The organism is Bartonella rochalimae ATCC BAA-1498 (assembly GCF_000706645.1).
In the GTDB taxonomy this organism is placed as follows: Bacteria; Pseudomonadota; Alphaproteobacteria; order Rhizobiales; family Rhizobiaceae; genus Bartonella; species Bartonella rochalimae.
This window is the reverse complement of record NZ_KL407337.1, coordinates 683,195-695,615: the sequence shown is the minus strand read 5'-3', so window position 1 is coordinate 695,615 and position 12,421 is coordinate 683,195. Positions and strand designations below refer to the sequence as shown.

At 35.1% G+C, this 12,421-nt stretch carries 9 protein-coding genes; 6 read left to right on the top strand and 3 right to left on the bottom strand.

Translation table 11 applies throughout. The annotated features are described in order from the left end of the window. The first annotated feature begins 216 nt into the window (after positions 1–216). A complete protein-coding gene (locus tag O99_RS03040; RefSeq protein ID WP_035006292.1) occupies positions 217–2,235 on the top strand; it encodes a M3 family metallopeptidase in 2,019 nt (672 codons plus the stop codon). Between the two features lie 439 nt (positions 2,236–2,674). On the opposite strand, the gene O99_RS03035 is transcribed toward O99_RS03040, so the two are convergent. Continuing rightward, a complete protein-coding gene (locus O99_RS03035; protein WP_035006291.1) occupies positions 2,675–3,931 on the bottom strand; it encodes a lytic murein transglycosylase in 1,257 nt (418 codons plus the stop codon). Positions 3,932–4,185: 254 nt separating this feature from the next. Between O99_RS03035 and galU the strand changes: the two genes are divergently transcribed. Both galU and O99_RS03025 read left to right on the top strand, forming a co-directional pair. Further along, positions 4,186–5,076: a UTP--glucose-1-phosphate uridylyltransferase GalU gene (galU, locus tag O99_RS03030; RefSeq protein WP_035006290.1), complete on the top strand. Its 891-nt coding sequence runs from the start codon at positions 4,186–4,188 to the stop codon at positions 5,074–5,076. A 39-nt stretch (positions 5,077–5,115) separates the two neighbouring features. Further along, positions 5,116–6,111, top strand: coding sequence for a KpsF/GutQ family sugar-phosphate isomerase (locus O99_RS03025; RefSeq protein WP_035006289.1), 996 nt, complete (start codon positions 5,116–5,118; stop codon positions 6,109–6,111). Between the two features lie 242 nt (positions 6,112–6,353). On the opposite strand, the gene O99_RS03020 is transcribed toward O99_RS03025, so the two are convergent. Next, positions 6,354–6,728, bottom strand: coding sequence for a hypothetical protein (locus O99_RS03020; RefSeq protein ID WP_035006288.1), 375 nt, complete (start codon positions 6,726–6,728; stop codon positions 6,354–6,356). A 204-nt stretch (positions 6,729–6,932) separates the two neighbouring features. Between O99_RS03020 and O99_RS03015 the strand changes: the two genes are divergently transcribed. The 3 genes from O99_RS03015 to guaB all read left to right on the top strand — a co-directional run bounded on the left by O99_RS03015 (position 6,933) and on the right by guaB (position 11,886). Beyond that, positions 6,933–8,315: a sigma-54-dependent transcriptional regulator gene (locus tag O99_RS03015; protein WP_035006287.1), complete on the top strand. Its 1,383-nt coding sequence runs from the start codon at positions 6,933–6,935 to the stop codon at positions 8,313–8,315. Positions 8,316–8,666: 351 nt separating this feature from the next. Further along, positions 8,667–10,238: a phospholipase D family protein gene (locus O99_RS03010; protein WP_035006286.1), complete on the top strand. Its 1,572-nt coding sequence runs from the start codon at positions 8,667–8,669 to the stop codon at positions 10,236–10,238. A 148-nt stretch (positions 10,239–10,386) separates the two neighbouring features. Beyond that, positions 10,387–11,886, top strand: a complete 1,500-nt coding sequence (gene guaB / locus O99_RS03005; RefSeq protein WP_035006285.1) for an IMP dehydrogenase — start codon at positions 10,387–10,389, stop codon at positions 11,884–11,886. A 165-nt stretch (positions 11,887–12,051) separates the two neighbouring features. Here guaB and O99_RS06880 read toward each other — a convergent pair whose 3' ends face one another. After that, positions 12,052–12,201, bottom strand: a complete 150-nt coding sequence (locus O99_RS06880) for a hypothetical protein (RefSeq protein ID WP_167884994.1) — start codon at positions 12,199–12,201, stop codon at positions 12,052–12,054. Positions 12,202–12,421: the final 220 nt, after the last annotated feature.

The window sequence follows — 12,421 nt, the reverse complement described above, 5'->3', positions numbered from 1 at the left end:
AAAGTCAAGGATAGATTGCAATTTGTAAAAACTGTAAACAATTTCATGAGGCCAGAAAAAGAATTTTTTGTGCATATTCCAAAATAATAAAATAATATTTTTATATAAAAATTTAAATTTACAAGGCTATTTTAGAGTATAAAGTTATTATTAATAGGCCATATCACATAGGTGACTATTTGATTTTAAATTTACTAATGTAGGCAGTATAATATTATGACACAAGCAGCAATGTTCGACTGGATGGAATTGTCAGGTTTTCCTGATTTTTCTTCAATAAATGATGATGATTTTAAACCTGCTTTTGAACAGGCACTGAAAGAGGCTGAAGAGGAAATAGAAGTTATTGCTGCTTTGGAAGAATTACCAACACTTGAGAATTTTTTGCAGCCTTTTGAGCTCGCTGGTAAGAATCTTGATCGCGTATGCTCTATATTTTTTCTGCGTGCGAGTGCACACAGTAATGAATTGATTCAAAAATTAGAACAAGAATTTGTTGTTAAACTTTCACGTTATTCTTCAAAAATTATGATGGATACGCGGATATTTGCGAAAATGGATATGCTCTATAAAAAAGCACAGCAAGGTTTGTATGACCATGAAACTGAACGTGTGCTTGAATTAGGGTGGAAGAGATTTGTTCATAATGGTGCAAAACTTGATGAAAAGGGTAAAAAACGTCTTGTTGAAATTGATGAAAGGCTTGCCCTTTTAGGTGCTACTTTTGGTCAGCATATCTTAAAAGATGAGGCTGAATGGATTTTGTTTTTGGAACAAACAGATTTATCTGGTTTACCAGATGATCTTATTGCTTCTATGAAAGAAATTGCTTGTGAGAGAGGCCGTGATGGACTGTATGCATTAATCTTAACGCGCTCGATTGTTGAACCTTTTTTAAAATTCTCTCATCGTCGTGATTTGCGTAAAACAGCTTTTCAAGCTTGGTCTCAACGGGGTGAAAATACTCATGATAATAAAGCAATTATTGTGGAGATGATTGCACTTCGGAGCGAAAAGGCAAAATTGTTGGGGTATAAATCTTTTGCGGATTTAAAGCTTGACAATACTATGGCTAAAAATGTTGATGCAGTTATGAATTTGCTTATCCCTGTATGGGAGCGGGCAAAAGTTAAGGCTGCTACTGAACAGGCTGAATTACAAAATTTTGCAAAAAATCAAGGAGATAATGAGCCTTTAAAAGCTTGGGATTGGCGTTATTATGCTGAAAAGTTGCGCACTGAGAAGTTTTTATTTGATGAAACAGAAGTAAAATATTATTTGCAGCTTGATCGCATGATTGAAGCAGCTTTTTTCGTTGCAAAAAAACTTTTTGGGATTTCATTTGAAGAAAAAACTGATGTTGCACTTTGGCATCCTGATGCACGCTTATGGGAGGTCAAAAAATCTGATGGAAGTTTACTTGGGCATTTTATTGGTGATTATTTTGCACGTTCTTCAAAACGATCTGGAGCGTGGATGAGCAGATTACAATCACAGCATAAATTGAACAGAGGGCAAAAGCCTATCGTTTACAATGTATGTAATTTTGCGAAGCCCTCTAAAGGGAAGCTTGCTCTTTTATCGCTTGATGATGCACGCACACTTTTCCACGAGTTTGGGCATGCATTGCACGGTTTGCTGTCTGATGTTACATGGCCATCTGTTGCGGGAACATCAGTTGTGCGTGATTTTGTTGAGCTTCCTTCTCAACTTTATGAGCATTGGCTCATTGTACCAGAAGTATTGCAATCATATGCTACGCATGTGGAAAAAGGTACTTCTTTGCCGCAAGCTTTGTTGGATAAAATTTTGTCAGCACATACATTTAATGCTGGTTTTAATGCTGTTGAATTTCTTTCATCTGCTTTAGTAGATATGGCTTTTCATCAAGAAGAAAAAGTGGTGGATCCAACATTTTTTGAACGTAAGGAATTAGAAAAATTAGGAATGTCTGATACAATTATTATGCGTCATCGTCCTCCGCATTTTGCACACATATTTTCAGGTGATGGTTATGCGGCTGGTTATTATTCTTATATGTGGTCAGAAGTCCTTGATGCTGATGCTTTTCAAGCTTTTGAAGAAACAGGTGATGTTTTCAATCCAGAACTTGCTAGTCGATTAAAGCGTTTTGTCTATTCTGCTGGAGGAAGTTATGATCCTGAGAAACTCTATGAATCTTTTCGAGGGCGATTACCTTCACCAGAATCAATGATAAAGAAACGTGGATTGTAAAGATAAAGTAGGGTGTCGATATACGATTTTATCTGCGGATAAATTAAGACATTGATGAAATACTATGATTTTTGAAATCTAGAACTAAAATTTTGTATGTTATCTATTTTAATTTTAGCTTTAACTAAAGCTCATATTTCTTATGGTATTATTAAATGATAAATCTATAGTTTTAAATAATTTTATTAAAATTTTTAGAGATATGATTGTATTTGAATAATGCAACGAAGTCTTTATTTTTGAAAAGCATAGTTAGCAGTTATAGCATTTTTTCTAATTGCATGATGCGTTTCATAAAGTGCAGGTTTCACTTCAATTTATTTTAGAAATCTTTTTATAAACAAGACAATCACCATAAAACTAAGAATTTTTTTCAATTTTAAGATGTTAGATAATCATTAAGGAAAATAAACCATGAGATAAGTGTTTGACTTTAAGGTTATTGTTTTCTGATATGAGAGAGAGTTTCGTAGCTTGGATATCCATTTCCTTCTAAACCATGACGTAGCTGAAAAGCTTTAATCGCTTTCTTGGAAGCTATACCAATTTTACCATCAATTTCTCCTTCATAATCTCCAAGTTTTGCTAAACGAGATTGCAATTCTATACGCTCTTTGAAAGTAATAGGTTTAAATGGTCGATTCCAATCTTGGAATAATTTAGGATGTCCAGCAATACGATCAGAAAGAAGGCCAACAGCGAAAGCATAACGATCTGCATTATTATAACGTTTAAGCACAAAGAAATTTTTTGTTACCAGAAATGCAGGTCCTTTTGGACCGTCAGGAAATTTCAATATTGCTTGTTCAGATAAAGAAGGAAAAGGTTTTCCATGTGCGTGTTGAACACCTAACTCTTTCCATTGTTTAAAGGATAACCAATTTTCAGGTAATTTTTCGTTATTTGGTAATTTAACTTCAATTCCCCAGACAAGATTAGATTGCCAACCATTCGTATAGAGAAGGTTAGCAGAAGTAGCAAGTGAATCAGGAATCGAATTCCAAATATCAGAGCGCCCACTTCCATCCATATCAATAGCGTAGATGAGATAACTGCTTGGAATAAATTGCGTATGTCCTAGTGCTCCTGCCCAAGATCCCACGAGTTGAGAGCGGTGAATTTCACCTCTTTGTAGAATTTTCATTGCTGCAATAAGTTGCGTGCGCGCGTATTTTTGACGTTTTGGGTCGGCATAAGCTAAAGTTGCAAGTGAACGGATAGTATCACGCATTATGCCTTTATTTGTTAAAATTTTTCCATAGTTGCTTTCCATCGACCAAATGGCGAGGAGGAGATTACGATTAACACCAAAACGCTTTTCAATTTTTTGTAACCACTGTTGCCATTTTTTAGCTTGCTGTTTTCCTTCTACAATTGCATCGTCATGAATGCGATTGTCAAAATATTCCCATGGCATATCAACAAACTCTGGTTGATATGCTGCTTTTTTTAAGACTTCTTGGTCAATTGTATGAATTGTTTTAAAAGCCATATCAAATGTGGATGGTGAAATATTGTTGGCTAAAGCCGTTTTTTTGAATTCATTAATCCAGTGTTGAAAACTACTATCGGCATATGTAGGCGAGGAAAAAACTATTAGAAGAGTGGCAAAGGTAGAGAGTAAGCGAATGAAAGATAACCTTTGATTTATAGTTTTTTTTAAAAAAAATAATGGACTAAATTTTATTGTTTTCATTTTCTAATTTTTATCTATGTAAAAGTGTTCGGATGTGCAGTTATTTTATTTTCGTATTTAATAAAATCTATATCAGATCAAGTAAAATTTGTCTTAAAATGAAACGATTTAATTAATTATTGCGTCTTTTCTATGTTTATTATATAAAAATTTAGAAAATAGAACATTTTTATTTATTTGTAGTTAAAATATAATGATAAATTGTATCAGAGGATTATCTAACAAATATTGTATTGGTAAGTAGGAAGATGAATGTGTGTAAAATCCGTAAGGCAGTATTTCCTGTAGCCGGTCTTGGTACTCGTTTTCTTCCAGCAACAAAAGCAGTTCCTAAAGAAATGCTAACTGTTGTTGATAAGCCTGTTATTCAATACGTGGTAGATGAGGCACGTGAAGCAGGTATTGAGCATTTCATTTTTATTACTGGGCGCAATAAGGCAGTTATTGAAGATTATTTTGATGCTCAGGTTGAATTATATACAACTCTTGCTGAATGTAAAAGAATAGAGGAGCTAGAGCATTTAAAAAATTTGCAATTGCAGCCAGGAATGACTTCTTTCACTCGGCAACAGCAGCCTTTAGGATTAGGACATGCTGTTTGGTGTGCGCGTGAGCTTGTTGGAAAAGAGCCTTTTGCTTTATTATTACCGGATATGCTCATGCAAACTAAAAAAGGTTGTCTTTCTGAGATGATACATCTTTATGAAAAAATAGGAGGAGGTAATATTATTGCTGTTCAAGAGTGCAATCATGAAGAAGTATATAAATACGGTATCGTAGGAAAAGGAAAGCAGGTCGCAAATGGTTTTGAAATCACACAAATGGTAGAAAAACCAGCTATAGAAAGGGCTCCATCTAATCTGTATATTAATGGACGTTATATTTTGCAGCCAGAGATTTTTGATATTTTATCTGATCAAAAACGAGGAACAGGAAATGAGATTCAATTAACGGATGCTATGGTGCGACTTTCAAATGAACAAGCTTTTTTTGGTTTTCAATTAGATGGGCGCACTTTTGATTGTGGATCTAAAATTGGCTTTATTGAGGCTAATGTTGCATTTGCTCTTTCACGTACTGATATGCATCAGCAACTTTTTACATCGCTGAAAAACTTACTTGAAAAAATTAACGTTGAAAAATGATATAGACTTTAAGAGTGATTTCATTTATCGAATTCAGTTATGACGATACAGTCTTCTAATACGTTAAATCTACAAAATGCAGTTATCTTAGCGCTTAAGACTATTTCTATTGAAAAACGAGGGCTTGAAGTTCTTGAAAAGGCTTTTCAGGAGAAGCTTGCAGATTCTTTTAAAGCAGCTGTCCAAGCCATTAGCAATGCAAATGGTCACGTGGTAATTACTGGACTTGGTAAGAGCGGTCATATAGGGACAAAAATTGCCGCGACTTTAGCTTCAACTGGAACACCTGCTTTTTTTATCCATGCTGCGGAAGCTAATCATGGTGATCTTGGTATGATTTGTTCTGATGATGTTATTCTTGCTTTATCGTGGTCTGGGGAAACTACAGAGTTAAGTGGTATTATAAGCCATGCTGCACGTTTTCGTATACCACTAATTGCAATAACATCTGGTGAGCACTCTATATTAGGACGGCAAGCTGATATTGTGTTATTATTGCCAAAAGTAGAGGAAGCTTGTCCTCATGGTCTTGCTCCGACAACTTCAACAACTATGCAATTAGTGATAGGAGACGCATTAGCTATTGCTCTTTTGGAAATGCGAGGTTTTACTGCGACTGATTTCAAAATTTATCATCCTGGGGGATCTCTTGGGGCAAACCTTAAATACGTGCGTGATATTATGCATCAAGGGGATCGTGTCCCTTTAGTTACACAGGGAGTGCCCATGACAGCAGCTATGGAGATTTTGGTTGAAAAACACTTTGGTTGTGTTGGTGTTGTAAATCCAAGAGGTGAATTAATTGGAATTATAACAGATGGTGATCTTGCACGCAATATTCACAATGATTTGTCACAATTCAATGTTGATGAGGTAATGACTAAAAATCCAAAGACTGTTGGCCCAGATACACTCGTTGGTGCAGCAACAGCATTTATTAATGATCATCATATTGGAGCATTTTTCGTGATTGAAAATAAAAAGCCTATTGGAATTGTTCATTTTCACGATCTTTTGCGTATTGGTGTGGCATAAGTTAATTAATATTGAGAGGCCAATATATTTATCAGCAAAAAATGATGAGATAATAGCAGTAATCTTTTTGAGAGGAAGAATGCTTGAGATATATCTATTGGTGAATGGTTATTTGTTAAGTTTATGGTAATGTAAGATCATAGATATAGTAATATCTTTTAATAATAATTTCCTCACAGGAAGAAAGAACTTTCTCCTGTGAGAGTACTTTTTATATTTTTATAAAAAGTTTTAAATTTTATTTAGGTTTTGCGTTTGAGGAAGAATTGTGAACCAGTGTTTGATGTACAGAGGAGTTGCATTGTATCATTAGATATTGTGCAACTTGCTCTAGAAACGGTTCCACGAACAAGCGAATATATCTCAATTTCTACGTGGTGAGTGTTGATATAATTGTAGGTACCTTCTGAAAGCTTTTCTTTTGTATCTGCTGCTCGTGTTTCAAAAATACCACTACGAAAAGAAGAAATAATACCATTTGTGTCGATCCATTCTCCATCGATTCTAGTTGGCATATTGTTGATAAATAAGAATTTATTGCGATTTTGCGAAGGATTGCAAGCAACTAATATTAAAGCAATTATTGTCAGGTATAAAATACAGCAAATATGTTTCATGTTTTTTACTCTATATGTTTTCGTTTTCTTTTTATGACAAGTTTAAAGTAAAGGCAAAAAATTGAAAAGACTCTTAAACATTGTGTTTAATGAATAATTTGGTAAAATTAGCATGCCGGTTACAAAAGGTAAAATATATTTTGTGGTTTGTAATGAATCTTATTATAAATATATTTAGTAGTCTCAGAGGAGATTATTAAAGCTATGGTTGGTCCTATTCTCGTTGCGGGGGAAGATCACGGAAAGCGTGCAGAGCTTTCTACTATGCTTCGAGGATTTGGCTACCGCGTTATTGAAGCAGAAAATAGCTTACGCATAATTGATCTTTTATATAGGCGTAAAAATATTACGCTTGTGTTGCTTGATGTTACTATTAGTGATTTAGGCGTAAGTGATCTAATTAAAATGATTAGAATGGCTCGAATCTCTATTCGAGTCATTGTTATAGCAAAGCAAGATAATCAAGAATTAATTCAAAAAGCTTTAAAAGCTGGAGCTATTGATTATTGGTTCTATCCAGTTACCCCATTACGGTTGAGAGTTACTTTGAATAATCTTGCATTCATTTCCGCATTAGAAAATGAAATTCAGTATGTTCGTAGGCAAAAAGAAAATCATTTACGATTTTTTGATATCTATAAAAAAAGCACTGTAATGCAGGCCATTTTAGAACAATCAAAAAGTGCAGCAACTTCTTTTCAGAATCTTTTGATAGAAGGTGAAGTAGGGACTGGTCGTGAGAAATTAGCTCGTATTATTCATGATGAAAGTTTTTTTTCAAAGGGGAATTTTGTTCGCTTCCAATGTTTACCAGTTTTTGATCCAGAGGAAGAGAATCGTTTTTGGTTTAAAGAGTTTGTACCGCTAGTTTCTTCTCTTAAGCATGGGACACTTTGCTTATGTGATATTGATCGATTAGAGCCAATACAGCAAAAACGTTTTGCGCATTATCTTCAAGAGAGAGCAGAAGCAGCAAAAGATAAAAATCTGCCTTTTCGCATTATTGCTCTTTCAACATCGCGTCTTGCAGATTTAGTCCAGGTAGGTTTTTTTACACATAGTTTTTTTGAAAAAATTTCCCAATTATATATTAATATACCTGCTTTGCGAGAGTTGAGAGGTGAACTTCCAGAAATTTCTCAGTGTTTGATTGACTATATTATTGCTGAAACCGGGCAATCGCATGTGCATGGTTTAGGAGGGACGGTTATTTCTATGTTTATGCAGTATGATTGGCCTGGTAATTATAGAGAACTGGAAAATTTGCTATTTCGTGCGGTTTTGATGAGCGAAGGACCATTATTAACTGTGAGAGATTTTCCGCAATTAATAAAAAATCCACACATGAATATTTCAAAGATAACTGATAATGATATTCAAGAACGCTATGAAAGAAAATTTATACGACTTTTTAATGTTGATGGGCATGTACGCACTTTTTCTGAGATGGAGTGTGATATTATTAAAAAGGCAGTTGCACATTATAAAGGACGTATGAGTGAAATTGCTCGACGTCTTCAGATTGGGCGTTCTACTCTTTATCGTAAAATAGAGGAATTGAAGACAATAAATAATCAAAAGCAGTAATAAAATTTTTAACAAAACATCTGTATCTACGAATTATAATAGTTCAACAGAGTGTGATTGTTTTATCATCAAAAAAGAAGTCTTTTTAGCCATAAATTAGCCATAAAAATGAAATGTCATTTATTGTAATAATTTGTTTGTTTCAAATATTTTCGGACAACAATAGTAAAGTTGCTTAGAATTTTTGAATATGAACATCAAAGTTTTAAAAATAATGATGTTTTTTGTTATATCTTATAGAAAATGATCATATTCTCTTTTCTACAGATTAAAAGATAGAACCATTGATTCTAATGTTTCTTTACGTATTTATTGAGTGTATGATATTTTTTAGAAAGAAAGTTTCTCTCTTTGACGTTATTAAACATTATTGTTGGCTTCACTGCACTTTTCGTTATTGCTTCTATGTTAGCAATTTATACTTATGGTTGTTTCATTAGAAGTGCTAGAGGAGAGTCTTCTTATGCACTAAATGTTGAGAAAAGTGAGACTGAAATTGATCGTATAGTAAGCAGATTAGCAAAAGAGACAAATGGAGTGGGAATTGATAAGGATGCTCTTTCACTTATTGTAAGCAATTTAGATGCATTTTGTGTTCGTGCGATAGGTGCAGCAAAAGCTGGACGCAGTCTTGATCTGATGTATTACATTTGGAATGATGATTTAACAGGCCGTTTGCTGCTTAGCGAAGTAGTTAAGGCAGCTGATCGTGGTGTACGAGTGCGTCTTCTTTTAGATGATATTAATGCTCAGGGGCGTGATCCGGCTTATGTTGCACTTGATAAACATCCTCATATTGAGGTGAGAGTGTTTAATCCAGGGCGCGTACGTAAAGGTGGTTTACGCCGTGGTTTAGAGATTATATTACGGGCGATTATGGTAACGCGCAGAATGCACAATAAAGCCTTTATTGTTGATGGGCGTGTAGCTTTAGTAGGAGGGAGAAATCTTTCAGATGCTTATTTGGGTGTAAATAAACAGTCAAGTTTTCGAGATTTAGATCTCATGTTAATTGGACCATCGGTTAAAAAAATAGAAACGATCTTTGATAATTTTTGGAATAGCGCTGTGGTTTTACCGATACATACTTTGGTTGTTCCTGACAGAGAAGGAGATCTCGATATTTGGAAAGCTAAATTACGTAAATTCCGTAACTCAAAAGTTGCCAAAGTTTATTTAACTTATGTCAATAAGCATATCAATTTTGAATATTTTATTCAAATAGGTAAACGATTATTTGTAGCAGATAAAGTAGATGTTCTTTCAGATCCTCCAGAAAAGGCATTACGGAAGCATACGGCAAATTGGTTGATGGAAGCTCTTTCACAGGTTATTGATAGCGCAAAAAAAACAATTCAGATTACATCGCCTTATTTTGTTCCGGGTAAAGAAGGAACACGGAGTTTCCGCAATTTGGTATCAAAAGGTATTAATGTCAAAATTCTTACTAATTCTTTGGCAGCTACTGATGTGGCCATTGTACATGGAGGTTATGCGCCTTATCGTAAAGTGTTATTGAAAAGTGGTGTTCAACTCTATGAACTAAAACCAGATGGAGGAACTCACCGATTGCGGTTGTTTAGATCTAATAAGGCGAGTTTGCATACAAAAGCTTTTTTAATTGACTGTAAAACTGCTTTTATTGGATCTTTAAATTTTGATCCTCGTTCCGTTTCATTGAATACAGAAATGGGGATTCTTTTTGAATGCCCACCAATAGCAACGAGATTAGATTTGCTTTTTTCTGAAGAAACGACTGGTGAAATGAGTTATTGTTTACGTCTTGGTGATAATGATCGTATTTACTGGGATTTTGTTGAAAATGAGAAAAAATACAGCGTTGATTATGAACCAGAAAGTAATTTGAAGCGTCGTGCATTTGCAAAAATAATGAGTTGGTTACCCATTGAGTCGCAGTTATAGATTGTACACGTTCTATTTTAGAAAAATATTTATTTTCTCTTTTCATTTTATCGGTCACATGGCATAATTGATCGCCAATTCGTGACTTAAGAGAACTAAAGTTGCCCCTATAACTGTCACAGTGTTTTAGTATTAGAGGAATTTGGCTATGGCAAAAATTATTGAAACAAGCACAGGTGCATTGGCACTAACCTTTGATGACGTGCTTTTGCAGCCAGGTCATTCTCTCGTTATGCCTAGCCAAGTGGATCTTAAAACCCGTATTGCAGCAGATATTGAGTTGAATTTACCACTCCTTTCTGCTGCAATGGATACGGTTACAGAGTCTCGTTTAGCAATTGCTATGGCTCAAGCGGGTGGTCTTGGTGTTATTCATCGGAATATGTCTCCTGCGGAGCAAGCTGAAGAAGTACGTCAAGTGAAGAAATTTGAATCCGGTATGGTTGTTAATCCAGTGACCATTGGTCCTGATGCAACACTTGAAGAAGCTAAGGATTTGATGCGTGCTCATAGTATTTCAGGTATTCCAGTTGTTGAAAGTGGTGCTAAAGGCAAAATTTCTGGTCGACTTGTTGGCATTTTGACGAATAGGGATGTGCGTTTTGCATCAGATCCAAAACAAAAAATCTATGAATTAATGACGCATGAAAATTTAATTACAGTGCGTGAAAATGTTCAACTAGATGAAGCAAAATATCTTTTACATCATCATCGTATTGAAAAGTTACTTGTTGTAGATGAACAAGATCGCTGTGTTGGTTTGGTGACAGTTAAAGATATTGAAAAGGCACGATTAAATCCGAATGCTGCAAAAGATTCTCAAGGTCGTTTGCGTGTTGCTGCTGCGAGTAGTGTGGGGAATGAAGGAATCGAACGTGCTGAACACTTAATTGATGCGGGCGTTGATCTATTAGTAATTGATACGGCTCATGGTCATTCTCAACGTGTATTGGATATGGTTAAACGTATTAAAAAAATGACCTTTTCTACGGTTGTTATTGCTGGTAATGTAGCAACTCCTCAAGCAACACAAGCTTTGATTGATAGTGGTGCCGATGCGGTAAAGGTTGGTATTGGGCCTGGTTCTATTTGCACAACGCGAATTGTTGCAGGCGTTGGTGTTCCTCAACTTGCAGCTATTATGGGAGCTGCAGAAATTGCTGATAAAGCAGGCATTCCTATTATTGCTGATGGGGGTATCAAAGCTTCCGGTGATTTTGCTAAAGCTTTAGCAGGTGGTGCTTGTGCCGCTATGATTGGTTCTCTTCTAGCTGGTACAGAAGAAAGTCCAGGAGAAGTTTATCTATATCAGGGCCGATCCTTTAAGGCTTATCGTGGTATGGGGTCAGTTGGTGCTATGGCAAGGGGATCAGCAGATCGTTATTTTCAGGCTGAAGTTCGAGATACACTCAAATTAGTGCCTGAAGGTGTTGAAGGGCAAGTGGCGTATAAAGGCCCCATCGCATCAGTTTTACATCAACTGGCAGGTGGATTGCGTGCTTCTATGGGGTATGTTGGAGCACAAAATTTAGCTGAGTTTCGTGAAAAAGCAACTTTCGTACGTATTACCAATGCTGGTCTTTATGAAAGCCATACACATGATGTTGCTATTACGCGTGAAAGTCCGAATTATCGCGGACCTATTTGATATGTAAAGGTTATCAGTACTTAGAATGGAATAATTAAGGTGTTGATTACTTTGTAAAGAGTTTTCCTCTTTAATTATTTCAGACTTAATAAAAGGAAAGAATTGGAGTATTAATTTCCAATTCTTTCTGGAAGTTGTAGTTATGTAGAAGTTATATAAATAAAGTTAACTTTTTACGTTCTTCCGTCCTGTTTTTGATGCATATTGGCGATTGTTAGCCATATCACCTTGGACGGATTTCTTGCTACCGTTTGAGGGCATTTTATTTTGGCTGCTTTTGGATGCAGTTGTTTTTCCATGACTAGAAGTCTTCATTATTTTCTCCTTTTTAATTATTTGGCATATACCAATTGTAAGACAAACGGTCATGCTAGAGAGTAGTTCCAATAATTTTCTAAAAAGTTCGTTTATGCTTTTTGAGGAGGAGAGATAAATCTATAGAATGTTTTCAAATGTATTTTCATTTTTCACAGAAAAATAAAATTCTGCAGAATATCATCTTTTGAATATTTATAGTTGCCTATTTAGGCAATCA